General features: G+C 40.3%; 20 protein-coding genes. 9 read left to right on the top strand and 11 right to left on the bottom strand.

The window, feature by feature from the left end; all coding sequences use genetic code 11:
• Positions 1–16 precede the first annotated feature (16 nt).
• Entirely contained in the window at positions 17–937 is a 921-nt protein-coding gene (locus C9J48_RS09255) for a LysR family transcriptional regulator (protein ID WP_006228432.1), read from the bottom strand.
• Between the two features lie 80 nt (positions 938–1,017).
• Between C9J48_RS09255 and C9J48_RS09250 the strand changes: the two genes are divergently transcribed.
• From C9J48_RS09250 to C9J48_RS27870, 4 genes are read left to right on the top strand one after another with little or no spacing between them, the layout of a single operon-like run.
• Positions 1,018–2,454 carry an efflux transporter outer membrane subunit gene (locus C9J48_RS09250; RefSeq protein ID WP_036802395.1) on the top strand — a complete coding sequence of 479 codons (1,437 nt, stop codon included), beginning with the start codon at positions 1,018–1,020 and terminating at the stop codon, positions 2,452–2,454.
• A gap of 11 nt (positions 2,455–2,465) precedes the next feature.
• A complete protein-coding gene (locus tag C9J48_RS09245) occupies positions 2,466–3,611 on the top strand; it encodes an HlyD family secretion protein (protein WP_006228429.1) in 1,146 nt (381 codons plus the stop codon).
• A gap of 12 nt (positions 3,612–3,623) precedes the next feature.
• Positions 3,624–5,162, top strand: coding sequence for a DHA2 family efflux MFS transporter permease subunit (locus tag C9J48_RS09240; protein WP_006228427.1), 1,539 nt, complete (start codon positions 3,624–3,626; stop codon positions 5,160–5,162).
• A 45-nt stretch (positions 5,163–5,207) separates the two neighbouring features.
• On the top strand, positions 5,208–5,366 hold the full coding sequence (locus tag C9J48_RS27870) for a hypothetical protein (RefSeq protein ID WP_006228426.1): 159 nt from the start codon (positions 5,208–5,210) through the stop codon (positions 5,364–5,366).
• 79 nt (positions 5,367–5,445) lie between these two features.
• On the opposite strand, the gene C9J48_RS09235 is transcribed toward C9J48_RS27870, so the two are convergent.
• Together C9J48_RS09235 and C9J48_RS09230 are read right to left on the bottom strand one after the other, a co-directional pair.
• Positions 5,446–6,078 (bottom strand): SDR family oxidoreductase, encoded by a 633-nt coding sequence (locus C9J48_RS09235; RefSeq protein WP_006228425.1) that lies wholly within the window; start codon positions 6,076–6,078, stop codon positions 5,446–5,448.
• A gap of 128 nt (positions 6,079–6,206) precedes the next feature.
• Complete coding sequence (locus tag C9J48_RS09230) at positions 6,207–7,718, bottom strand: peptide MFS transporter (RefSeq protein WP_107251701.1); 1,512 nt, start codon at positions 7,716–7,718, stop codon at positions 6,207–6,209.
• A 640-nt stretch (positions 7,719–8,358) separates the two neighbouring features.
• On the opposite strand from C9J48_RS09230, the gene C9J48_RS09225 reads away from it, so the two are divergent.
• A complete protein-coding gene (locus C9J48_RS09225; RefSeq protein WP_006228479.1) occupies positions 8,359–9,762 on the top strand; it encodes a methyl-accepting chemotaxis protein in 1,404 nt (467 codons plus the stop codon).
• A gap of 110 nt (positions 9,763–9,872) precedes the next feature.
• Here C9J48_RS09225 and C9J48_RS09220 read toward each other — a convergent pair whose 3' ends face one another.
• Entirely contained in the window at positions 9,873–10,322 is a 450-nt protein-coding gene (locus tag C9J48_RS09220; protein WP_006228481.1) for a hypothetical protein, read from the bottom strand.
• Positions 10,323–10,693: 371 nt separating this feature from the next.
• Between C9J48_RS09220 and C9J48_RS09215 the strand changes: the two genes are divergently transcribed.
• On the top strand, positions 10,694–12,691 hold the full coding sequence (locus C9J48_RS09215; RefSeq protein ID WP_006228482.1) for a HAMP domain-containing methyl-accepting chemotaxis protein: 1,998 nt from the start codon (positions 10,694–10,696) through the stop codon (positions 12,689–12,691).
• 131 nt (positions 12,692–12,822) lie between these two features.
• Here C9J48_RS09215 and C9J48_RS09210 read toward each other — a convergent pair whose 3' ends face one another.
• From C9J48_RS09210 to mglB, 4 genes are all read right to left on the bottom strand, one after another.
• Positions 12,823–14,556, bottom strand: coding sequence for a methyl-accepting chemotaxis protein (locus C9J48_RS09210; RefSeq protein WP_006228483.1), 1,734 nt, complete (start codon positions 14,554–14,556; stop codon positions 12,823–12,825).
• 75 nt (positions 14,557–14,631) lie between these two features.
• Entirely contained in the window at positions 14,632–15,642 is a 1,011-nt protein-coding gene (mglC, locus tag C9J48_RS09205) for a galactose/methyl galactoside ABC transporter permease MglC (protein ID WP_006228484.1), read from the bottom strand.
• A gap of 12 nt (positions 15,643–15,654) precedes the next feature.
• Positions 15,655–17,166, bottom strand: coding sequence for a galactose/methyl galactoside ABC transporter ATP-binding protein MglA (mglA, locus tag C9J48_RS09200; RefSeq protein ID WP_081450064.1), 1,512 nt, complete (start codon positions 17,164–17,166; stop codon positions 15,655–15,657).
• 66 nt (positions 17,167–17,232) lie between these two features.
• Positions 17,233–18,210 carry a galactose/glucose ABC transporter substrate-binding protein MglB gene (mglB, locus tag C9J48_RS09195; protein ID WP_006228486.1) on the bottom strand — a complete coding sequence of 326 codons (978 nt, stop codon included), beginning with the start codon at positions 18,208–18,210 and terminating at the stop codon, positions 17,233–17,235.
• A gap of 833 nt (positions 18,211–19,043) precedes the next feature.
• Between mglB and C9J48_RS09190 the strand changes: the two genes are divergently transcribed.
• The gene (locus C9J48_RS09190; RefSeq protein WP_006228487.1) at positions 19,044–19,529 is read left to right on the top strand and encodes an acyl-CoA thioesterase; all 486 of its coding nucleotides are present in this window, start codon (positions 19,044–19,046) and stop codon (positions 19,527–19,529) included.
• A 126-nt stretch (positions 19,530–19,655) separates the two neighbouring features.
• Here the strand turns inward: C9J48_RS09190 and uxuA are convergent, their stop codons facing one another.
• The 3 genes from uxuA to C9J48_RS09175 form a co-directional block, all read right to left on the bottom strand.
• Complete coding sequence (uxuA, locus tag C9J48_RS09185) at positions 19,656–20,840, bottom strand: mannonate dehydratase (RefSeq protein WP_006228488.1); 1,185 nt, start codon at positions 20,838–20,840, stop codon at positions 19,656–19,658.
• A gap of 161 nt (positions 20,841–21,001) precedes the next feature.
• Positions 21,002–21,790 (bottom strand): FCD domain-containing protein, encoded by a 789-nt coding sequence (locus tag C9J48_RS09180; protein ID WP_006228489.1) that lies wholly within the window; start codon positions 21,788–21,790, stop codon positions 21,002–21,004.
• Between the two features lie 102 nt (positions 21,791–21,892).
• Positions 21,893–22,876, bottom strand: a complete 984-nt coding sequence (locus C9J48_RS09175; RefSeq protein ID WP_006228490.1) for a TRAP transporter substrate-binding protein — start codon at positions 22,874–22,876, stop codon at positions 21,893–21,895.
• Positions 22,877–23,176: 300 nt separating this feature from the next.
• Here C9J48_RS09175 and C9J48_RS09170 point away from each other — a divergent pair, with 300 nt between their 5' ends.
• Positions 23,177–23,686, top strand: a complete 510-nt coding sequence (locus tag C9J48_RS09170; protein WP_006228491.1) for a TRAP transporter small permease — start codon at positions 23,177–23,179, stop codon at positions 23,684–23,686.
• A gap of 25 nt (positions 23,687–23,711) precedes the next feature.
• The gene (locus tag C9J48_RS09165) at positions 23,712–25,013 is read left to right on the top strand and encodes a TRAP transporter large permease (protein WP_006228492.1); all 1,302 of its coding nucleotides are present in this window, start codon (positions 23,712–23,714) and stop codon (positions 25,011–25,013) included.
• Positions 25,014–25,060: the final 47 nt, after the last annotated feature.

Here is a 25,060-nt window from a genome sequence, read left to right as displayed (position 1 = left end):
CTGTACATAATGAGATCTAAATTTCATTTACTTTTCGTAACGTTATCTCTTGTTCAAAACGCATAATGGAAAAGTCAATAAATTCTCTCAACCGCTTTGAAATCAACTTTCTCTCGGGATAAACAAAACTAATGGGGATCTGGGCCGAATATACATCAGGTAAAACGTGTACTAGACGTCCTGTCACTATGTGTTCTTTACAAATAAACTCAGGCATAAAAGTAATACCAAAACCATCTAAACAAGCTTCCAATGATGAATTTATCGTGTTCACATTGAAGCGGTAAGGCAATCCAGCTAATACGTTTTTATCTGCTGTTCGTACTGAACTACTATTTTTAATTTGCTGATGAGGCGCTTTTAAATCGCTAAGTAATTGTGGAGTTCCGTATTCTGCTAAATATTCGGGACTAGCTACAAGAATTCGCGTCGAATAGTGGAATGTTCGGGCAATTAACGACGACTCATCCAGCTCTCCGACTTGTACTTTTAAATCAATACCTTCAGCAATCAGATCAACTTTTCTATTAGATAGTTCCAAATGGATAGTTACTTGAGGATGTAATTTCATGAATTCTTTCATGCACCGTCCTAATAACCCATTCCCTACCTCTACAGGCATAACAATGTTCAATGGCCCGCGAATCAGATCATGGCTTGCCATAACTTCCAATTCAGTTTGCTCAATAAGCTCTATGATATGGGTACAAGATTGGTAAAACGTTTCGCCCTCTTTCGTTAGCACCAAGGTTCGCGTTGATCGTGTTAATAGTCGAGCCCCTAAATGTTTTTCTAACTCTGCGATTTTTCGGCTAATCGTTGATTTCGTTATCTCTAACTCTGCCGCAGCTTGTGTGAAGCTATGGCACTCGACTACTCGCGCAAACATCTCAAGGGTATTCAGATCGAAACCAATCTTATTGTTTTTTGTCTGCAACAGTCTTTTCCTTTATGACGTATATATCAACAATTGGATCATATTTATACTTTGCCCTATAAAACAGATTAGGACAGACGATGAACCGTTTTCATAAAAATGCATCCATTCCGATATTATTATCCCTATCGGTACTTTCTGGATGTAGCATGATTCCCCCAGAAGAACCGCAACATCAATCGATGTTAACAAATGAACAAATTCAACTAAAAAGTCATGATATTCAAGCTATTCATCGTCAATGGTGGAATCAATTTGGTGATCAACAGCTCACACAGCTAATCCAACTAGGGCTTACAAATAACCTTACATTACAACAAGCCAAACAGCGCATTGCTTTGGCCTCTCAGCAAGTGGCTCTTGCTGAATCTGGTGATAAACCCAAACTAAACCTAAATGTAAGTGGCGGTGGTATTGGCGCTAATACGCAATCGTTCAATACCTCAAATGCTGACTACTCTGCTATAGGTATGCTCCTCCCCTCTTTTTCATACCAATTTGATTTTTGGGGCAAGAACGAAGCGACAATTACCGCAGCAAGTGATCAAAAGCTGTCTTTGCAAGCGCAAGAAGCACAAGCTCGGTTAGTAATATCGGCATCTATTGCCAGCAGTTACTTTGCTTTACAGAATAATTATCGTCTAGAGCAAAACTTAACCACGTTATTAGACGAAATTAATCATCAAAATAAAGTGATTACCGCGCAAGTAAAGCGTGGTTTAGCCAGTGAAGCTGAATCGTTTCAAAACCAAGGTGATATAGATACCTTATCAGCTCAGTTATCAGATGCAAAAGCCCAACAGCAATTAGCAAAAAACCAACTCGCTTTGTATCTTGCTAAAACTCCCGATCAGTTAGGTCAATTAACCTTACCGAATGCTCAAGCAATCAACCAATTGGCAGCAGTCGATACGATACCGATGAATTTACTCGGTCGTCGTCCTGACATTATTGCCAGCAAATGGATGGTGGAAGCGAACGAGCAAGGTATTAAACAAGCCAAAGCGGCATATTATCCAGACGTGAACTTGATGGTAATGGGTGTATTTCAAAAGCTCTCAAGTATGAACCCTGCCAGCTTATTTTTAGGGGGTGCCACAGTTGCAGCGAGCTTACCGCTTTATGACGGTGGGGTGCGCGATGCCAATTACGCATCAGCCAATATTCACTTTGATCAAGCTGTCACAAATTACAATCAAACAGTACTTAACGCGGTAAAACAAACCTCCGATGCCATTGTCAGCTTACAAGAAGCACAAAAACAGCAAGTACTCGCACAATCATCCGTTGCCCATTACCAGCAAGCATACGACATTTTAAATAATCGTTACGAGCGTGGTTTATCAAGCTTTGCTGATATGAACAGTGCCCGTATGCAATGGCACCAACAGGTTGTAAAGGCCACCAATACTGAATCCGCTATTTTACAAAATCAATTGCAGTTAATCGTGGCACTTGGTGGTGATTACCAACAAGAACAATCCGTTTTGGCATCAACACCAAGCAACAACGAGTAAAGAGAATAACAATGACAGCTCAAACACTATCTAACTCATCAAAGAAAAAACGTAATATTATTCTAACCAGCTTCACCCTTATTGTTGCGGTAGCGGCAGGTATTTGGTTCATGTTACTACCGACTACGCAACAGCAAACAGACGATGCCTATGTGGCTGGTCAGCAGGTAATGATTACCTCACAAGAACCCGGAACAATAGACACGATTAACGTTGATGATACACAAGCGGTTAAGCAAGGCAGTGAACTACTCACTTTGAATCGTAATAAATTATCATTAGAGCAACAGTCAGCTGAAGCGAACCTAAAAGCTACCTTGCGTCAGGTTCAAAGCAATTACATCAAAATCGACCAACTAAAAGCGCAAGTTCAAGCTGAAAAAATCGCCTACAAACAAGCAAAACAAGATTACAACCGCCGAATTGGCGGCGACAAAGATGGCTCAGTATTACCAGAAGTACTTGCTCATGCTAAAAACGCAGTCAACATCAGCTCACAAAATCTTGTAGCATTGAACAAACAACTGGAAGCTTCTGAGGTATTACTGCCTAAAGAGAAACTGCTTAATAACCCACAGGTTGAAGCCGCTATTTCACAGTTGCGTAAAGTCTATTTGGCACAGGTCAACAGCACAATTATTGCGCCTAAAAGCGGGATGATTGCCAAGCGTGCCGTACAAGTTGGTCAACAGATTCAACCAGGACAAGCACTTATGACGCTAGTACCACTGAATAAAGTATGGATTGAAGCAAACTTTAAAGAAACTCAGCTAACCAATATGCAAGCAGGGCAACCTGTTACGTTAATCTCTGACTTATACGGTAGCAAACACACTTACACAGGCGTTGTTGCTGGTATAGGAGCAGGTACTGGCAGTGCGTTCTCTGCGATTCCAGCACAGAATGCGACAGGTAACTGGATCAAAGTGATTCAGCGTGTACCGGTACGTATTTACGTTGATCCAGCACAATTCAAAACCCACCCACTTCGTATCGGTATGTCGATGAAAGTAACGGTTGATACTGAATCGGCTGCTAATCAACCCTTTGACCACTCTGTTTTTACCACTGATGAAAGCCTTGCCAATATTACTCAACAGCACCTACAAGCTGTTGATCAACATATTGACACATTTGTTCATCAAATCACCTTGTAATGAGGTGATAATATGAATGATTTAGCACCTGTCAAAGGGATTCGCCTCTTATTGATCACTCTCGCCACATCAATGGCGACCTTTATGATGGTCTTGGATACGTCTATTGCCAATGTTGCCATACCCACTATTGCGGGTAACTTAGGCATATCTACCGACCAAGGTATATGGGTAATTACCGCGTTTGGTGCCGCCAACGCAATATCAATGCCAATGACTGGCTTTCTAAGCCGCCGATTTGGTGAAGTACGTTTATTCACATTTGCTGTTGTGGGTTTTATTGTTACGTCAATACTGTGCGGGATCTCTAGCAGTATCGAGATGCTGATCTTCTTCCGTGTACTGCAGGGGGCAGTTTCAGGCTCAATTGCTCCTTTGTCACAAAGTATATTATTACGTAACTTTCCAAAAGAAAAACACGGAATGGCAATGGCTTTATGGTCGATGACCGTGGTTGTCGCCCCCATTATGGGCCCAATTCTGGGGGGCGTACTTACCGATAATTACTCTTGGTCGTGGATATTTTTCATCAATGTACCCATCGGTATTATTGCCAGTATACTGGTTTATGTTTTGCTTAAGGATCGCGATACCAAAACACAGCGTGAGAACATCGATTATATTGGTATTGGTCTGTTGGTTATCGCGGCGGGTAGCTTACAGATGATGCTCGATTTAGGTAAAGATAATGACTGGTTTCAGTCAAACCTCATTGTTGGCTTGACCTTCGTGGCCATTTTGTCATGGGGGATAATGATTATTTGGGAATGGTATCATGATAACCCAATCGTGAATTTCCGTTTTTTCAAACAACGTAACTTCCTTGTTGCGGTTGTTGTGATGTGCTTGGGTTTCATGATGTATTTTGGGTCAACCGTCTTACTTCCTCTATGGTTACAAGGTGTGATGGGCTACACCGCATCTTGGTCTGGCTATGCAGTAGCACCCATCGGTATATTGGCAATAATCAGCGCCCCCATTATTGGTAAGCTCGTACAAAAGGTCGATCTGCGGATCATACTCAGCTATGCCTTCGTTGTGTTTTCTATTGTTGGGTTTTGGCGAGCCAGTTATAGCCTTGATGCTCCATACAGTTACATTATGCTGCCGCAATTCGTACTAGGGGCTGCCACCTTAGCGTTTTTTGTACCACTACAAAACCTGGTTGTAACAAGCGTCAGCAGTGACCAAATCGCCAATGCCGTTGCATTATCGACCTTCTTTAGAACCTTGTTTGGTAGCTTTTCATCTTCTATCGTCACAACAATGTGGGATGAACGCATGGAATTTCACCATGCCAGATTAGCGGAAGGTTTTACCAATGCGAATCAAAGCGCAATGGAATTCATCCATCAAATGGGCGATAACCTAACCGCAGTGAATGGCGAATTAACTCGCCAAGCCTATATGATGTCAACTACTGACATATTCTGGATGACGGGCATTTTATGCTTATGCTTAATTCCTATTGTGTGGCTAGCCAAGCCGATAAATACAAAAAGGTTGTCAGCTCAGAAAAGCACAACTAATGTTGCTGTTAATGTAGACTAAACTTTAAACAAAGCTTCGTAATATGAAGCAACAAAGGTACAGGATATGTTCGAATGGGCTAAAGGTTTATTCACGCCAAAAGATGATGAAGCAGAAGCTGTTATCAATAAGCAAAAAGAGGAAGATCAACTCGAATTGGAAGAACGGAATAAAAAATACGCGCGCGGAGCTTCTTCTAATAACGATGATGGAGGCGGTGACTAATCTCACCCCAATAATTGAATAAAAGGAGAGCGATGCTCTCCTTTTTAGATGATTTATAGCAGAATTAGACTCAACCTTATTAGTAGCCCAATGTAGGATCAACACTTGCGTAAATTTGCCCGATAGAAGAGTCATCATTCAGCAACCTTTCTGTTATCACAGCAACGTCACTTCGATTAATCAAACCATGCACTTCTTCATTTTGGTAAATTTCAGCGTTTCCTGTTGATTCACCATCTTTTAAACCTCCAGGCCTTACAATTGTGTAAGCCAATCGGCTGGTTTGTAACCAAGATTCCGCCAAGCTTTTTTCACGTACCGCACCGCCAAATACCGCTTTTGCACGATCAGAAAGCATCGACCATGAATCACCACACCCTAGCGACGTCACCATTAAGAAGCGCTGTATTTCTTGTTCTTCAAGCGCATCAATCAAATAACGGTGACCGATATAGTCGACAGGTTGCTGAGCTTGAAAACTTCCCATCCCCGAAATCACAATGGCATCTTTCGGTAAGCAACCCACAGCATATTGAACATCGGCTTGATTAACAGCATCACACTGAATGATTTTGACGTTCAATTCAGCCAACTCGGTTGCCTTTTCAGGGCTCCGTACCATCGCAATCACTGAATAGTTTTGTTGAACATAATGCTTAACTATTGCTAAGCCTAAACCTCGATTCGCACCAAAAATAGCAATCGTCTTCATAAGTCACACACCTTTAAATTTTAGATAATGATTCTAATTCGTATTACCGTAAAATGATACAAAACCTATGAAGAACGATTATTTGATTACTGAACAAGCTTCATCATTACATTCGCGACTCACAACACTTAATGCGACAGAGCTGCTTCTTTTTCGCCTTTTTCTTCTGCTTCAAGCTCTTCCCCACGTAAAATCAACTTTTGGATCACGCGTGACAAAGCGAAGGTCAAGACAGACATGAATGCAGCAATCTGGGCTAACATATAAAAATAACCCGTATAGACCGCTTCGACCACTTCTGGCGTAAATACAATGTCTTTAGGCAACGCGATTTTAGTTGCAATTACCGCAGCCAAAATACCACTGAGTGAAATCGCGACGGCGCGCAAACCAATAGAGAAAGCAGCTAAATAGCGAGGTACCATCTCAAAAATAAAGCCAGCACCTAATGCACCGACAATCAACTCAGCTCCAGATTGAAAGAAATGTACTAATAGAATCCAGTCTGCTGAGATTTTACCATCCGGCCCCATGTTTTCTGAAGATAGACCCAATAACGTAAACGCGATAGCACTGAGTACAAATGCGCCTGCGATCTTAGTTGGAATCGTCGGAGAATAGCCTTTACGATCTAACCAAGCATATATCTGGATCATTGGCCCACCCAGAACAAAACACCATAGTGGGTTGAATGCCATATTAGATTCAGGATAAATTGGAATGAAACCAAGTAGCTTGTCACCCATCAGGTTAATAGCGTACATATTCATTGATGTGAACATTTGGCCGTAGAAAAAATAGAACACGATTAGAATACAAACAGTGATCAGTACCGCGACCATTTTGAATTGATAAGCACGAGTTGCTTTAGTGATTTCATAAATAAAGTAGCCAATAGCACCAAAGCCTAGCGAGTAAAGAATGTATTTCCCCATATCTAGGTTTGAGAAAATCCAAAATACCAAGCCTAACGTCGCAATTGAACCTACAAAAAAGAGTGCCCATGTCATGAATGGCAGTGGTGTTTTATCTAAATCGTTACCCACACTCTCTAGCTCTTTACGGAACTTGAAAAATATGATCAAGATGCAAGCCATGAGTAGCCCAGCAATAAAGAAAACCCCCTGATATGCAAGGTAAGCAATCAAGAAAGGAAATAGGTACTTAGCAGAAAAAGAGCCAAGATTGTTGATTGAATAGTTTACCGTCAGACCCTGTTGGAATGCCTCTCGATTGGTCTCTGAATAGGAGTTTCCCAAAAGAACCGTTGGACAAGTAGCAGATAAGCCGCGTGCATAACCAATTAATGCAATCGCAAAGATACTTAAAGGTACATTGAGGCCGCTAGCACCAACTCCCAGCAATACAAATCCAGCTAAATACGCTGTGTAGCCAATATAGACAGCGCGGAAAGCACCAATATATTTGTCAGCAACAAACCCACCAACCGCCGAGAAGACAGGACCAACAGCACCGAAGGCACCCATCATCATAATGGTGTCTGCTTCACTGTAATTTAAGTCATTTAGAAAAAATTTAGTTAAAAGTACGTACGTACCGTAGAAGGCAGCCCCCCAAAGAAGTTGCCGTAAGATAAGAATCTTAGAAATCGTAGGGAACCTTGAATTATGGTCTTGCATGTTTCACTCCAAATATGTGGGCTTAATTGTGTCGGTTGTGTGCCTTATTAGTTAGGCATTATCAATTTGTTCATGATATTAATAAGGTAAGAACTGTGGAAATCTACGCTAAACTGTATGTTTTAAATTATTGATATAATTATCATAACCTTTTGTTATAGATAGGTATTTTCGAGGACTATATCATTCAGTAAGTTTAAAACTGCCACACACGTATCAAATTTGGGTAATATCTCAAGCAGGATCAATAAGTTATGATCTCCGTCACCACTCTCTACTCCCAGTAGAATGGCCATCAAATTTTGGCTTCAATTTTCCAGCAGATATCATCCTTCAATGAGTCAGAACTATCTCTTTTTCAAATTGAGTTACCGTAAAATTGAAGCCGCCTATGCTGGATAAGAATCAATATTGATCACGACGTATTGAACCGCTGGATAATTAAATAGAGGCCATTACGTGAACACCAAGTTCTCGTTTTCAATTGGTTCTCTGGAAGGGCGGAGTGGCTGAATAACTTTGATCATTACATTCGTGATTGGGATCACTTAATTCAACAGAACTAGAACATTGTTTACATACATAATATGAGCAGTTTAAAACCCTGACTATTCATAGCTGTACTTAGAGAATAAATACAATGAAAGAAATTGCATTCCGTTGGATTGATAAATATTTAGTCAATGTGACTCTTAAAGAGAATTTTTTAATTCTCTTCTTCACGCCAGTTCTAGCAATAATCATTGTCAGCTTGACATTAATAAATGCATCAGAGAGCCAGCAAAAACAATTGCTACAACAAAACATGGGAACTGTTGCAAACTTAATCGCTCAATCAAATCTGACTGAAAATGACGTTAATCGTATTCTGACTGGCAGTAATATTCAGGTTGGTGGCTATGGCATCGATACCGTTTCAGTACCCAATACCTCTTACAGCCTCGCGATAAAAGAGCAGCCGAGCTTAATCTCATCATTGGCCTTCAGCCACATAAGCATTATTTTAGCTTCATGCCTTTTCATTATTATGTGCCTTTACTACATCATGACTTTCATGGGTGGCGCTCTTTATAATATCTATAATGCTGTTCAACGTCTTGCTGATGGCGATTTAGTCTCACGTATTGCGTATTCTCCTGCACGAAACGATTTTAATCTTATTGCACAAACAATCGATCGCGTATCAGATCGAGAGCAACAGTTAGTGAAAGCAACACAAGAAGCCATTGCTTTAATTCAGCAAATTAGCTCAGAGCTACGCCAACGAAGCTCTGAAAATGAGCAATTAACACACGAGCAACAAGATAGAATTGATTCTCTCGCCAGTGCAACAGAACAAATGGCAGGTTCAATTCGCGAAGTTGCTAGTCATGCACAAGATACATCAAGCCAAACTAGCCAAGCGACAGAAACAACAACCAAGGGTTTAGCTCAGGTAAATCAAACGCTTAAATCTATAAATCAATTAGGAGTAGAGATAAATTCTGCCGCTGAAGCCGTTGCTGAACTCGATAGTAACGCCGCCCAAATTGATGATGTTGTAACAACAATTAATGCTATTTCAGAACAAACAAACCTACTTGCATTGAATGCAGCCATCGAAGCAGCGCGTGCAGGCGAACAAGGCCGTGGATTTGCTGTTGTTGCTGATGAAGTACGTACCCTTGCAGGTAGAACTCAAACTGCAACGGTTGAAATTAAGTCAATGATCGAGGCGCTACAAACCAATAGCCAGAGCTTGATGAAAGTCATGCACCTTACCGTTAATAATGCAGAATCAAGCGAAAAAATGATGGGGTCAGTCAGTAAAGATATTAGTCATATCTCTGAGCAAAACCAATATATTGCAGATCGTAGTATTGAAATTGCAGCCGCAGCAGAAGAGCAAGGTGCAGTTGCGGATAATATCGCATCAGACGTTGAACAAGTACGTGAACAGTCGCAACGCGTGGCTGATATGGTTACTCAATCAACCAGCGAAATACAGCGTCTGAATCATCAAGCTGATGTTCTGGAAGGATTAATGAAAGGGCTTAAAGTTTAACGACGCAATTAATATCATTCGCCACAACGGCACTAAAAAATATTAAACAAAAGCAGCGGCTAGGCCGCTGCTTTTTTATTGGGGACAAAGGTTGGAAACAAAGGTGACCATTACTCTTTACCGTTATCCAGCGCGAAATAGATTTTAGATACAATAATTTCACTGATTAAGATAGTGAATACAACAGCAAAGAATGCCACAACACCATGCAGTGGCCCCGTAAATTGCACTTTATCGCCAAACAAAATATTAATTGCTTCAAGCATGACGAACTTTGAGCCCACTAAGATGATATATGTGCTCATACCACGATAAAATTTTGCGGCAGCACCTGGTTTTTGTTTGAAATAATTTGCTAGCTTGTGTTCAGCGGCAAGCGATAACTTGAGTAACAACTGCAATAATAACGCTGCTGCAAATGAAACCGTAAAAGACTCTATATTGACGAATTCCCAGTACTCATCATAGAAATTAAGGACGGTCAGATCGACCAAAACAGCCAGTGTATAACCCACGAAGAGTCGCTGCGGAGTATTAAATCGGTACACTTTCTCACTCATCACATATCCTTATGTTAATTCATATCGTTAGTTAAGCGTCGCAGCCACACCTGCGATGTTAATAATGATCAGGCTAGTCCTGAATTGTACCTTTTACCAATCAAGCGATATAAGTCATACATATGAGCCAAGCATTCTACGCCCATTGACTTAAATATGAGCAATAAACAACCACATATATGGTTATAGGGATTCAATAAACTGGGTACATCCAATCAATATTTTCGGTCTATAAAGCATCAAAATCTTTTTATATATACTCGTTTAGAACAATACGCCATTTCGATACAGTTTGATAAAACGACCATTCCTAATTGATTAATTTAACATTATATTAACCATGACTTTACTGTAAATGGATTTACGATGTTATGAAATTATCGATTGCACGAAAACTCAGACTAAGCTTTTCGTTGGTTACAGCCCTCTTTTTATTCTCTTCTATCGCACTGTATAACTTGGTATCCCAAGTAGAAACCAATGCCAATTCCTTGCTGAATGTTGACCTACCCACAGTCGATGCTAGTCGCTCTCTACAGCAATCAGTACAAGCCTCAATGTCATCAGTTCGGGCATACATGCTACTCGGCACAAATGAAAATACCGCAGCTAAATTGAAAGGTGAACTGGCAAAAACAATCGCATCGGTTGATGCATTATTACCGACGCTACAAGCACATTTAACCTCTGATAATTATGACCAAATAGACCTACAGTGGAAAAGCCTGGTAAGTGCACAAAACAAGATAATGGATATCAGTCATACTGAAGAGAACCTTCCCGCTCATACCTTACTATTAAATGAAGCCGCACCGATTGCAGAGGTCGCGCTTGACCAGCTTCAAGGCTTGTTAAATGAAGAAGAAAACAATCCTTTTGGTGGTGAGAGAAAGCGCCTAATTAAAGTTTATGCAGATAGCTATAATTCGTTAGCTAACAGCCTAAGTGTGCTGCGTGACTTTTTATTGTATGGCGAACAAGATTATGCAAACAAATACAATGATTTAATTATCAGTCATAAAAAATCAGTGGCTGAAATAAACGCTAAAATCGACCGCTTAAGTGAAAGTGATGTGAATTTGTGGCAACTATTTGAAGAGATGCAGAAAATGTATCTGCCATTAGCAGATCAAGTTATCGTATTGCGCCAAGCACCGGATTGGAACAAAGCGAACTTCTTGATGGCCAATAACGTCACACCTATCGCAGCCCAACTTGAATTATCACTCGAGAAAGTCGTACAAAACCAGCAAACAACCGCACAGGCAAGCGGCTTCGCTATCAATACGAGTGTTGCTAATGTTATATGGATGCTTGGTGCTACCGCCATTATTGCAAGTGTGAGTGCCCTTATTATTGCGACATGGCTGGGTCGTAATATTGGCTCACGCCTAGGCATTATCGCTAAGCGTGCAGAAGATATCTCTCTCGGGGACTTTTCAGGTAGCCCACTAAAAAATAGTGACTCAGATGAGCTAGCCACATTAATGGTTGCAGTAAACCGTATGACAGGCTCGCTCTCTTCTTTAGTTCAAGCTGTTTCAAACAAAGCCGGCGACGTCGATTCAAGTATGACAAGTTTACTTAATATAAATACTAGAACAGCGAATGAAACGCAGAATCAAGCGAATAAAGTAGGCTCTATGGCCACGGCAATTGAAGAACTTTCTGTCACAGCAAATGAAACAGCTCAAAACACACAAGATGTTTCTGCAAGTTTGCAGACTTCAACAGAGTACTTAACCAATGGTGAGCAAGCACTCACTCAAAATAAACTGACCACCGAAGAGCTTCACCAGTTAATTGAAAGTGCCAGTGGTATGGTGCACAGTTTAAGTGAAGAAAGTAACCGTATAGAGCGGGTAACCGAGGTAATAGAAAGCCTTGCACAGCAAACGAATCTATTAGCATTAAATGCAGCAATCGAAGCCGCAAGAGCGGGCGAGCAAGGCAGGGGTTTTGCGGTTGTCGCCGATGAGGTTCGATTACTGGCACAGCGTACAACAGACTCGACCACCGAAATTAATAGCATTGTTGAAGCAATTCAAAGCTCAACCGTACAAGTAGTTAAGGTTATTGGCGAGAGTCAAAGGTTAGTACAAACAGGTACCCAACAAACCTCTACAGCCAGTAATATGCTGCTTGAAACCATTAATCAAATGCAGGATGTTTCGCAAAAAGTCAGTGATGTTGCTGTAGCCACCGAGCAACAATCTTCGGTTTCACAATCATTGGCAAATCTCGTTCATCAACTATCAGATTCCGCCAATGACGTTTCTAATAATTGCGACAGCGCAAATGCCACATCCCAAGAAATCAAAAATAAAGTGGTCGATTTAAATAACGAAATGGCAAAATTTACGGTGTAAATCGGTTTAAAATCGCCATGATAAAAAATAGAAACCAGTTCAACTCCTACAATTATGTAAGAGTGAACTGTTTTTTTATATCCAAATAAATAAGTCAATGTTCTAGTACGTGTCAAGATTGGATTCACACATTAAGCCAGTTTAAAGTGCTCAACAACCTCGACTAATTGCGCTTTTGTTTCCGCTAGTTGAGCAGTACTCAAGCGTGTTGCTTTACCGCTCTCATCTAGCTCCGCAATCATAGTTTGAATCGTTTCCATGTTACGAGAAATCTCGTTCGTCACGACACTTTGCTCTTCAGCGGCTGTGGCTATTTGGGTATTAAGCGAGTTGATATCAGCAATCGATATGGTCATGGCATCTAACGATACTGTGCTTTGCGCTGTCGCGGCAGCTGATACTTGGCAACCTTGCTTCGTTTTCTCCATTGCCGATACAACAGAGCTCGTGCCTGACTGCAACTTCGTTAGCATCTCATTAATTTCTTTAGTGCTTTTTTGGGTTTGATCGGCTAACGCACGTACTTCATCGGCAACAACCGCAAAACCTCGTCCTTGCTCACCCGCCCTCGCGGCTTCAATCGCAGCATTTAACGCTAGCAAATTGGTCTGTTCAGCGATGCTACCTATTACCCCTAATACACTACTAATTTTACCAATATCTAGATTTAAGGTATGGATAGAGCCAGACATATGTTCCACTTCATTCACTAAAGCTTCGACACTCTGCACTGACTGCCCAACTAACGCTTTGCATTGTTCAGCCTGTTGCGTTGATTGTTCTGTTAGCTGTGCTGCTGACAAAGCACTTTGGGCGACAGAATCAGCAGTTGCACTCATTTCTGTAATCGCCGCGACGGCTTGCTCGGTCTCAGCGACATGCGTCGCCATTAAAGATTGGTTATGTTCTGCATGCGCAGAAATTTGCCCTACGCCATCACCCAGTATTTTAGTGGAATCAGAAACACCCAGCATGAGTTTCTGTAAGCTTTCAGTAAATTGATTTATCGCTCCGGCAATCTGACCGAGTTCATCTTTGCTATACACATCTAATCGGTTGGTAAGATCCCCTTCTCCCCCAGCCAAATCAGTGACAACGTCACGAAGACTACTAATCGGACGATAGGCAATATTCACTAGCACAATACTAATTATAATGATCGCCACGCCAGCGATGAACAATGCCAAAGTAATCGCATTGTTAAGCACACTCGTATCTTGTTCGATAAAGGCTTTATCAATATAACCCGTTAACAACCAAGTCTTATCACCCACCGCCACGGGGTATTCCGCTTTAATTAAATCACCTGACACTTTATTACTGAATAGTAATGTGCCTGCCTGATCAGTCAACTCAAGATAGCTACCTTTAGCCGTCGAGCTTTCTAGCAAGATTTGAATATCACCCAGATCAATGAAGAAGATATCACCTCGCCCATTAGCTCCCGGCTTGGTCACTGTAATCACAGCCTTGCCTTGATCAGTAAAGATGTCACTAACGGTTACCTTATCACCCGCAGCCTTCACCATAGACACCAATGGTTCAGTAATCGTAGGATCAGTCACCGTACCAGTATCAGTAAAAACCATCCCTTGAATGATTTTATTGATGCGATAGAACCCAGACTGTTCCTGTAACTCTGCTAACCCTGATGAACTTGTATCTATATTTTCAGCGAGTAAGACTTTATTTTTAATATCACCAGAAAGCTTATCACGCACCAAATTAAGCTGATGGTTTATATTGTTAATACTGTTATCGTTAATATACTGACTAATATAATAATTCACGCTTAAATATGACGTTGATACTGCAAGAGCAATAATAAACCCAAATAATGCGTATATTTTACCTTTAAAAGACATACGTTGAATTCCTATTTCAATTAAACGAAAAAAGGCAAAGAGCGATTAGCTCTTTGCCTTTGTCGTTACTTATTATTATTTTTTGTTTGCATACTTCATTGAATCAAGTGCCACAGCGAAAATAATAATGCCGCCTTTAATAATGTACTGCCAGTAAGGGCTAACACCAATATACGTCATACCGTAGTTAATCACGGTAAAGATTAATACCCCAGTTACAACACCTGCAACACTACCTACACCACCCGCAAATGACACACCACCCACAACACAGGCAGCAATGGCATCAAGTTCGTACATGAAGCCAAGGTTGTTAGTCGCACTACCAATTCGACCCGCTTCTAACATACCGCCAAATGCATAGAACACACCCGATAAGGCATAGATTTTAAGCAGTGTGATTGGCACGTTAACACCCGATACTTTTGCCGCTTCTGGATTACCACCAATAGCAAAAATGTTCTTACCAAAAACAGTTTTATTCCATAGAATCCAGACAAATATAATAGCAATAATGGCGTAAAACGTAAGGTACGATAATCTAAAATCACCAAAGCGAATAAAGCCTTGAGCAAAATCAGAAAAACGCTCATCAAAACCGGCAACCGGTGATGCCCCAACTGAATCAAAGTATAACGAGTTAACACCGTATACCATGATCATTGAACCCAATGTTGCTATAAACGGGGTAACATGTAGATACGCAACGATAATGCCATTGATCAAACCGATTAATGCACCCACGGCACACACAACGATAATAACGCCAACAATTGGAATTTCACCAACATTGGGAAAAACCTTGTTAACGTTATCTGCCGCTTGAAGCAAAGTAGCCGATAATACCGCAGCCAAACCTACCTGACGACCTGCCGATAAATCAGTACCTTGAGTAACAATAAGTCCTGCAACACCCAATGCAATAATAATACGTACAGATGATTGGGTAAGAATATTACTCAGGTTTCTTAAGCTTAAAAAGCTTGGTTCTTGAATAACAATAATTGCCAATAAAATAAATAGCACCGCATAAATGCCCCCTTCTTTGAGGTAGCGCATCATGCTGAGTTTTTTTAAAGTTTCCATTAACCCTAATCCTTAAAGGTAACGAGAGGCCAAACCGAGAATTTCATTCTGTGTGGTATTTTTTGTTTCTACGATGCCAGCAGCACGACCATTACTCATCACGAGTATGCGATCAGTAATACCTAAAAGTTCAGGCATTTCAGAAGAGATAATAATTATCCCTTTATCTTTATTGGCCAACTCTAATATCAGTTGATAGATTTCAAATTTCGCACCAACATCAATACCCCGCGTTGGCTCATCTAACATTAATATTTCAGGACCGGTTAATAACCAACGCCCAATAATGATTTTTTGCTGATTCCCACCAGATAATGAACCGATCATTGTCTTATGCGACGGTGTTTTCACACTCATTGCATCGATTACCCACTGGGTATCGCTTTTCATTTTTCGGTTACTGAGCAGCCCTAAGCCTTCTTTATATTGTTCAACATTTGCTACCAAAGAATTAAATGTAATATCGAGGTTGCTATAAATGCCTGTAGAGCGTCGCTCTTCTGTCACTAACGCAAAACCATTATTAATGGCTTCGTGGGCATCTTTATTCTTTAGGTGTTTACCATGTAAAATAATATCGCCGCTGCTACGCTCACGAATACCAAATAGGGCTTCGACAATATCGGTTCGCTTCGCCCCCACTAATCCAGCAATGCCTAGAATTTCACCTTTGCGGAGTTCAAAGCTAACATCTTTAACAGAAGGCTGATTCAACGCCGTTAAATTTTTCACATCTAAAATGGTTTCTTTCGGCGTATTTGTTTTTTCAGGAAATCGCTGCGTTAATTCACGTCCAACCATCATACCGATAATTTGATCCATGGTTAAACCTTCTAACGGGCGTGTATCAACCCAAACACCATCGCGTAAAATGGTAATTTCATCGCAGATTTCAAATATTTCTTCCATCTTGTGAGAAATATAAACAATGCCACAGCCTTTCTCTTTTAGCTTTTTAATGATCTTGAATAGGTGATTAACTTCTTTTTCAGTTAATGACGATGTTGGCTCATCCATAATCACAATTTTTGCGTCATAAGAAAATGCTTTTGCAATTTCTAACATCTGCATTTGAGATACAGATAAGGTCGCGACTTTTACATTAGGGTCGATATCAATATCGAGTTCTTCAAATACTTTTTTAGTTTCTTCATACATTTTCTTTTGATCAACAAAGAAACCTTTTGTCGGATAACGGCCAAGCCAAATATTATCCATAACGGTACGCTGCAGAACCTGATTTAGTTCTTGGTGTACCATAGAAACACCAGCTTCTAACGCTTCTTTTGATGATGAAAAATTAATACTTTTACCTAAGAAAACGATGTCTCCTTCGTTTTTCTCATAAATCCCAAACAAGCATTTTAATAAAGTCGACTTCCCTGCGCCATTTTCTCCCATTAATGCATGAATAGAATGAGGGCGCACTTTCAAGTTCACTTTATCGAGTGCTTTAACCCCAGGGAATTCTTTACTTATTCCTGTCATTTCCAACAGAAATTCATTTTTATTTATTATTGTCATAGCGGCATTAACCAGAAGGTTATAAAAGCGGGAGAAGAACGTCTCCCACTTCTAGTTGGCAGAAAATTAGTTTAGGTTACTTTTATCAACGCCAACGTACGGTACACGTACAACTTTATTCTCTATTTTCCAATTTGTTCCATCACCTGCAGGAAGACCATTTGCAAGGTTGCGGGTTAATTCAAATGTTGCTTTTGCTTGGTTACTTGCATCATTCAATACTGTGCCAGCCATTTGGCCAGAACGTACCATCGCTAATGCTTCACTCAATGCATCAACACCGAATACTGGAAGCTCGGTTTTACCTGCCGCTTTCAATGATTCTACAGCACCCATTGCCATACCATCGTTGTTAGCAATAACAACTTCAATCTTACTGCCGTTAGGTCCTGAAACCCATGCATCCATCTTATCCTTTGCCATTGCGGTATCCCACATGGCAGTATCAAGATGTAATTGTTCTGTTTTATATCCTTTTTCGTTCAATGTTTTGATTACATAACTCGAACGTGCTTCAGCATCTGGGTGTCCAGGTTCACCTTTAAGTAAAACATACTGAATAACACCATCGTTATTTAAATCCCAATCGGCATTTTCTGACCACTGCTTAGCAATCAGTTCGCCTTGAATAATACCAGACTCTTTTGAATCAGTTCCGACATAATATGCTTTGTCGTAACTTGCTAATGCAGCCGCTGATGGTTCTTTGTTATAAAAAACAATTGGCACATCATCCATTTTTGCTTTTTTAATAATAACGGGAGCCGCCGCAGGATCAACCAAGTTTATTGCAAGGGCTTTCACACCACGAGCAAGCATAATATCGATCTGATCATTTTGCATTGATTGGCTATTTTGAGAGTCATTCATTAACAAACGAACATCTTTGTCTTCATCTGCAACTTTCACGATAGCTTGACGAACAACGGCCATAAAGTTGTCATCATATTTGTAAACCGTAAAACCAAGCGTCGTTTCAGCAAGTGCGCTAGTACCGAAAGACATTCCAGCACATAGAGTAGCGAGTATAGTCAGTTTTTTCATCGAACTAATCCTGTCAATTATTATAGTTATACTGCTTTTGTAGGGAGAGGTTCGAGCAATATCCTCTGCTCGATTGACCTTTCTAAGCGAAGTCTACATTGATTGGAATTAGGTTTAACGTGATCGATACGGTGTTAATGTAAACGTTTCCCCAATGTAACAATAGTTACAACCGCGTAATGTTAGTTAGTTTTGCCAACTATGTTGCCGATTAATATTCATACACTTATAAATTGCTAACTGGAATGACATTAATAAATTTATTCCTAGTAATCATAATGATAGATTTGTAATTCATATGAATAAAATGCATTCACACAACAAATAAAACTACAGAATTTCATAGAAATGCAGTAATAACTTGACGATAAATAAGCATTACAAACAATTTAATTGACCACACTATCATAAAGAAAAAATCAGATTTTAAACTCATGATTTTATTTAATATTTATAATTTCTATTGTTCTTCTGTTCATTAAAAACTCACATATGACAAAATGTAAAATTTGTGACACAACTATCAATGCTAGCGTAGTGACTAGATACAACCCATTGAAAACACTTTATTGCATCATTGTAAACGTAACCACTTTGACAACAAGATCATCACTTTATCCCCCAGCACTAGTAGAACCGCACCTTGTTACGTTCAAGTTACAATTCAAGCAACGTTAAGGCTAGCGGGGGTATTTATTCCTAAAATTAACCACTAAGCGCTTGATCTATCAGTTTTGTAAGGGTGTAATAGCAAAACAAATAATTAACACTACTGATACATCTGTTTTTACATAAAATTAAATCGTATCTCTTTAGCTCTGAGGAATAGTTGTATGAAAGGTGGACAGCGTGATGTAACACTTCGTTTTTTAGCAGAACCGAGTGACGTTAATTTTGGTGGTAAAGTCCATGGCGGCGCTGTCATGAAATGGATCGATTTAGCCGCTTATGCCTGCTCTGCCGGATGGAGTGCTAAATACTGTATTACTGCTTATGCTGGTGGGATTCGTTTTGTCGCCCCCATTCAAGTAGGTAACCTTGTTGAAGTCAGTGCCAAGGTTATTTATACAGGGCGATCTTCAATGCATATCGCGATAGATGTGCAAGCAAGCGATCCAAAACAATTAGAACGCCGTCTGACTACGCATTGTATTGTCATTATGGTTGCTGTTGATGAAGACGGTAAATCCACGCCTATTCCTGAATGGATTCCGCAGACTCCTGAAGATATTGAATTACGTGATTCAGCCATTAAATTAATGAATATGCGTAAAGAAATAGGGGAAGAAATGGAAGCCCATGTAAAGTATTTAAAATAAATTAAATAATGGCCTATGATTATCTTTCACATAACGATTGAAAGATAATCAACAAAGCTCTACTCTCTGATTACAAACAAATAAAAAAGGCCCGATAATCGGACCTTTATACAATTTATTCTATTTTTATTTTGTAAAAAATGCGCGCTTTAATGCCATTTCCAACCCACGAACTTCAGCAAGACCTTTCAAGCGACCTATAGCCGAGTAACCAGGGTTCGTTTTTTTATTCAAATCATCTAACATCTGATGACCGTGATCTGGTCGCATTGGTATTAACCGTACATCACCAGCTTCGTCACGGCGTTGTTCTTCTTTCAGGATTTCCATCACGACGTTATACATATCAACATCACCATCAAGATGTGCAGCTTCATGGAAGCTAAGCTGATTGTCTTCACGTTGAGTCGAACGCAAATGAGTAAAATAAATACGATCGCCGTGTTGTCTAATCATATTCACTAAATCATTATCACCACGTACACCATACGAACCAGTACACATTGTAATGCCATTCATTTGGCTTGGTACTTCAGTTGTTAGCCAATCAATATCTTCAATCGTTGAAACGATACGAGGTAGACCTAAAATTGGGCGTGGTGGATCATCTGGGTGTACTGCCATTTTTAAACCGCTAGCATCACAGATAGGCATTAATTCTTTTAAGAAATACACCATATGTTCACGAAGCTTATCTTTCGTTATACCGTCGTAACGATCTAGTTGGGCTTGGAATTCTTGTAATGTATAGCCTTCTTCTGCGCCTGGTAGCCCTGCAATAATATTACCTGTTAATTTAGCTATGTCGGCATCAGACATATTATCAAAATAGACTTTAGCTTGTGCTTGTTCTTCGTCAGAATAAGCATCTTCTGCATTTGGCCGTTTTAAAATATGTAATTCAAAAGCAGCGAATGCAATTTGATCGAAGCGTAGTGCTTTAGAACCATCGGCCATTTCAAATTCAAGATCAGTACGTGTCCAATCTAAAACGGGCATAAAATTATAACATACGGTATCAATGCCACATTCTGCTAAGTTACGTAATGTTTGTTTATAGTTATCAATCCACAACTGGTAATTACCCGTTTGAGTTTTGATCTCTTCGTGTACAGGAACACTCTCAACCACTGACCATGTAAGGCCTTTATCTTCAATTAAAGCCTTGCGAATAAGAATTTCTTCTTTCGTCCACACATCTCCGTTCGGAATATGGTGTAACGCGTTCACAATACCCGTTGCTCCAGCCTGACGAATATCGTTTAGAGAAACTGGGTCATTAGGACCATACCAGCGCCAAGTTTGTTCCATGACAATCACCTTTTGCAGACACACTTAACCCGCTCGAAAAATATTGACGAGTAAAGTATTTAAAAAATTTAATTAACTGTCACTTAGAAGTAGCAGTTCTAAATAAAGACCAACAAGGATGCTGGTCTTATTTATCGATGCCTTATATTAAGGTTTCGATTTTATTTATCATCCCCAAGAAGGACAACAGGGTTTGAGCTAAATAAATATCCATCGAAATTTGGATCATCGATATCGGATAACTCAAGTAATCGTTGTTTTACATTTTCAAGGTGTTGCCACATGGCATTTTTTGCTGCAATAGGGTCTTTTCGCTGCATCGCTGAAAGAATCTTTGCGTGATCGTCTAGCCACTCTTCGCGATAAGCCTGATCATTAATACGAGAATGAAGCTTTTTCCACATTGGGCTTTGCTCACGACGCGCCCAAGAATGTTTAAGCATATCCACCAGCACTGAATTCTGGGTTGCTTCGGCAATACAAAGATGAAATTGTTCATCACCGTTACAATTTGTAGATTCACTTGCGATTTCATTACGCTCAAGCTCAAGTGCGACTCGCATTTTCACAATATCACCCGGTGTTACTTGAATCGCAGCAAACTCAGCAATATTACTTTCTAATAACTGCCTAGCTTGCAACATTTCAAATGGACCGGCTTCATCGCTAATCACATTTTCGCGGCTATTCGTTTCACTAGGAATATTAAGGACATATACCCCTGATCCTTTTTTAACTTCAACCAGATTTTCAAGTTCAAGCATAATGATGGCTTCGCGCACCACTGTACGACTCACATCTAACCTTTCAGCGATGTCACGTTCAGGTGGCAGGCGGTCACCCACACTATACTGACCGCTCATTAATTCTTGTCTTAGTATCAACCCTAATTCTTGATAAGGTCTTTTTGCTTCAAAAGGCATCATATTGATATTGTCACTATATTCCATTGCACTCTACGCCATCATAAAGACCTAAAAAAATTGGTCAACCTCTTTATGGTAAAGAGTAGCAACACCTTGTTATTTTTACGCTAATAACTAATCTATCGATTATTTAACAGCTTTAATACGCTCAACAATTTCAGCTAGATCTGGGTTTGTTTTATCTAAAGCATCATACATTGGCTGTACTGCGTCGACAAAGGCTGCTTTGTTTGGTGTTACAAATGTCACACCTAACTTCTCTGCATTAGCGCGTTCAGTTTGTTCTGATTCCGCCCATAATTTTTTCATCAACTCTGCAGAATGCATCGCTGCTTTTTTAAGTATTGCACGGTTCTCTTCTGACAGGCCATCGTAAGCTTTGTTGGAGATAACCAGCACATCTGGAACCATAGTATGCTCATCTAAACTGTAGTATTTAGAGACTTCACCATGGCGGCTTAAACTGAATGAAGGAATGTTATTTTCTGCGGCATCAACCACCCCTTGCTGTAGGGCTGTATACAGCTCACCATAAGCCAAAGGCGTCGCATTTCCACCTAAAGACTGAACCATGCTGATTGCAGAAGGACTTGGTTGTACACGGATTTTCAAACCTTTAAGGTCTTCTGGTGTATTAATCGGCTTAGACGCGTAAAAGCTTCGTGCACCAGCATCGTAATAAGTTAAACCAATGAAACCACTATCACGAGATGACGCTAAAATCTCTTCGCCAATCGCACCTTCCATTACATTGTAATAGTGTTCCTTATCACGGAATAAGTACGGTAGGTTAAATGCCGCATAAGCTGGGGCAAATGCTTCTAATTCAGCAGCATTTGTTTTCACCATATCAAGTGCGCCATTTTGCATTAGCTCCATTGATTCACGTTGCGTACCTAATTGTGCATCAGGGTAGATACGAATACGCACTTCACCATTTGTCAGCTCACGTACTTCTTTTGCCATTGAATCCATTGCTTGATGGACTGCGTGGTCACGTGGGTGGTTATGGCTCAGCTTAAATGTAGTTGCAGCAAAAGCAGAAGCTGAAGCACCAATTGTTAGCGCTGTACCGATTAGAGCTGTTAGTACACTTTTACGTGTCATCATTGTTATATCTCCGTGAGATTGGTTGTCCATTTCGTAGGGTATATTGGAATACGGGACCAATATTGGCGTCAAATATGTACCTCGTCAAAACAAAAACATCAATTGGTTGACCTGTATCACAATAATAACCCCCATATTGGTCAACCAATTCAATTGTGAAGTAGCTCACATGACATTTATTGACCATTACCTATAATCCACACCAGAAACGAGTATGTGACAAATAACGTTGATTAATATTTTTTTACATTGGTTAACCAACTGTTAACTCCCATACTTCCACACACTAAGGAATTAAAGATGAATAAATTGGTTGGTTATATCAATAGAGGGTTGGCAGCATTTACTGTGTCTCTCTCTACCTTCCTTGTTTTTTGTGTTATCTGGCAGGTGATCTCACGTTATGTTATTGGCAAACCAAGCACTATCACGGATGAATTAGCACGCTATCTATTTATGTGGGTTGCACTTATTGGTGCGGCTTACACTACTGGTCAAAAACGTCATCTTGCTATCGATTTATTAACAATGAAATTAACAGGCAAGCGGAAGCTGATTAACGAAATTTTTATTCAAGTCACTATTGCCGTTTTTGCCTTTATTGTACTGATCTACGGCGGCACCAATCTCGCACTTAAAACGTTAGCGACAGGTCAGGTAACACCAGCACTGGGTTGGGAGATGGGCTACATCTATTTCTGCTTACCATTAAGCGGGGCATTAATAATTTTTTATTCATTTGTTTTTGGCTCAGAAAAAGTGAAACAACTGATATCAGGTGAAGCCCAAGTAGCCGCAGATCCTCAATAAAACTAATTTAAAAAGGAATTTCATTATGGAATGGCAAGTCATTCTTACTCTATTTGGTAGCTTTGCGGTTCTCTTAACGTTAGGGGTTCCGGTTTCATTTGCTATTGGTCTGTCTTCTTTAGCAACCATTATGCTAAGCCTGCCACTTGAACCTGCAATTGCCGTGGTAGCACAGCGTATGGCCGCTGGCCTTGATAACTTTGCATTACTTGCGATCCCGTTTTTTATTTTGGCGGGAAATATTATGAACCAAGGCGGTATTGCGATTCGCCTTATTAATTTTGCAAAAGTATTAGGTGGTCGTCTACCTGGCTCTCTGGCGCACGTAAACATCATGGCAAATATGATGTTTGGTTCAATTTCAGGTTCAGCGGTTGCCTCTGCAGCAGCAGTTGGCGGTACCATGTCTCCTTTGCAAAAGAAAGACGGCTATGATGAGCATTTCTCTGCGGCAGTGAACATTACATCATGCCCTACTGGCTTACTGATACCACCAAGTAATACCTTAATCGTATTCTCTCTTGTTTCTGGCGGCACATCGATTGCAGCATTATTTCTAGCGGGTTATATCCCTGGTCTGATTATGGGCTTGAGCTTAATGTGTGTTGCTGGTTTTATTGCCAAGCGCCGTGGCTACCCTGTTGCAGCAAAACCAAGTATGGCTGAAGTGTGGGATACATTACTAAAAGCGTTACCTTCTTTAATGCTTATCGTCATTATTATGGGTGGTATTATTGGCGGTATCTTCACAGCAACTGAAGCTTCGGCTATTGCAGTGATGTATACCTTTATACTTGCAGTAATTGTTTACCGTGAAGTAAAAATAAAACAGCTTCCTGCTATCATCTTAGAGTCAGCAGTGACAACCTCAATTGTTCTACTGTTAGTGGGTGCATCAATGGGCATGTCATGGGCAATGGCTAACGCCGATATCCCTTACATGATTGCCGACGCACTACTGGCTGTTTCTGATAACCCTCTAGTTGTTTTATTGATTATCAACCTTATTTTATTAATTGTTGGTATCTTCATGGACATGACACCAGCAGTACTTATCTTCACTCCTATCTTCTTACCTATCGTATTAGATTTAGGTATCGACCCAGTACACTTCGGCATCATGATGACGTTTAACCTTGCTATTGGTATTTGTACTCCACCTGTAGGCAGCGCGTTATTTATTGGTTGTTCGGTTGCAAAAGTCTCGATTGATAAGATCATAAAACCATTACTACCTTTCTATGCGGCACTGGTTCTTGCACTAATGGCAGTTACCTTTATTCCACAACTAAGCCTATTCCTACCTGGTCTAGTGCTAGGTTACTAAACAACTATCAATACATAAGAATATCCCGATTAATACATTTCTCACCG

It is taken from the genome of Photobacterium profundum (genome assembly GCF_003026285.1).
GTDB lineage: Bacteria > Pseudomonadota > Gammaproteobacteria > Enterobacterales > Vibrionaceae > Photobacterium > Photobacterium profundum.
Note: the sequence above shows the minus strand (reverse complement) of the source record. Positions and strands in the feature narration are given on the sequence as shown.

What these genes read in the sequence shown, in the direction of transcription:
- mglA (WP_081450064.1), bottom strand. Translation starts at nt 17,166, where the DNA reads ATGACAATAATAAATAAAAATGAATTTCTGTTGGAAATGACAGGAATA.
- mglB (WP_006228486.1), bottom strand. Translation starts at nt 18,210, where the DNA reads ATGAAAAAACTGACTATACTCGCTACTCTATGTGCTGGAATGTCTTTC.
- C9J48_RS09170 (WP_006228491.1), top strand. Translation starts at nt 23,177, where the DNA reads ATGAATAAATTGGTTGGTTATATCAATAGAGGGTTGGCAGCATTTACT.
- uxuA (WP_006228488.1), bottom strand. Translation starts at nt 20,840, where the DNA reads ATGGAACAAACTTGGCGCTGGTATGGTCCTAATGACCCAGTTTCTCTA.
- C9J48_RS09235 (WP_006228425.1), bottom strand. Translation starts at nt 6,078, where the DNA reads ATGAAGACGATTGCTATTTTTGGTGCGAATCGAGGTTTAGGCTTAGCA.
- C9J48_RS09250 (WP_036802395.1), top strand. Translation starts at nt 1,018, where the DNA reads ATGAACCGTTTTCATAAAAATGCATCCATTCCGATATTATTATCCCTA.
- C9J48_RS09180 (WP_006228489.1), bottom strand. Translation starts at nt 21,790, where the DNA reads ATGGAATATAGTGACAATATCAATATGATGCCTTTTGAAGCAAAAAGA.
- C9J48_RS27870 (WP_006228426.1), top strand. Translation starts at nt 5,208, where the DNA reads ATGTTCGAATGGGCTAAAGGTTTATTCACGCCAAAAGATGATGAAGCA.
- mglC (WP_006228484.1), bottom strand. Translation starts at nt 15,642, where the DNA reads ATGGAAACTTTAAAAAAACTCAGCATGATGCGCTACCTCAAAGAAGGG.
- C9J48_RS09225 (WP_006228479.1), top strand. Translation starts at nt 8,359, where the DNA reads ATGAAAGAAATTGCATTCCGTTGGATTGATAAATATTTAGTCAATGTG.
- C9J48_RS09220 (WP_006228481.1), bottom strand. Translation starts at nt 10,322, where the DNA reads ATGAGTGAGAAAGTGTACCGATTTAATACTCCGCAGCGACTCTTCGTG.
- C9J48_RS09210 (WP_006228483.1), bottom strand. Translation starts at nt 14,556, where the DNA reads ATGTCTTTTAAAGGTAAAATATACGCATTATTTGGGTTTATTATTGCT.
- C9J48_RS09215 (WP_006228482.1), top strand. Translation starts at nt 10,694, where the DNA reads ATGAAATTATCGATTGCACGAAAACTCAGACTAAGCTTTTCGTTGGTT.
- C9J48_RS09245 (WP_006228429.1), top strand. Translation starts at nt 2,466, where the DNA reads ATGACAGCTCAAACACTATCTAACTCATCAAAGAAAAAACGTAATATT.
- C9J48_RS09240 (WP_006228427.1), top strand. Translation starts at nt 3,624, where the DNA reads ATGAATGATTTAGCACCTGTCAAAGGGATTCGCCTCTTATTGATCACT.
- C9J48_RS09190 (WP_006228487.1), top strand. Translation starts at nt 19,044, where the DNA reads ATGAAAGGTGGACAGCGTGATGTAACACTTCGTTTTTTAGCAGAACCG.
- C9J48_RS09230 (WP_107251701.1), bottom strand. Translation starts at nt 7,718, where the DNA reads ATGCAAGACCATAATTCAAGGTTCCCTACGATTTCTAAGATTCTTATC.
- C9J48_RS09165 (WP_006228492.1), top strand. Translation starts at nt 23,712, where the DNA reads ATGGAATGGCAAGTCATTCTTACTCTATTTGGTAGCTTTGCGGTTCTC.
- C9J48_RS09175 (WP_006228490.1), bottom strand. Translation starts at nt 22,876, where the DNA reads ATGATGACACGTAAAAGTGTACTAACAGCTCTAATCGGTACAGCGCTA.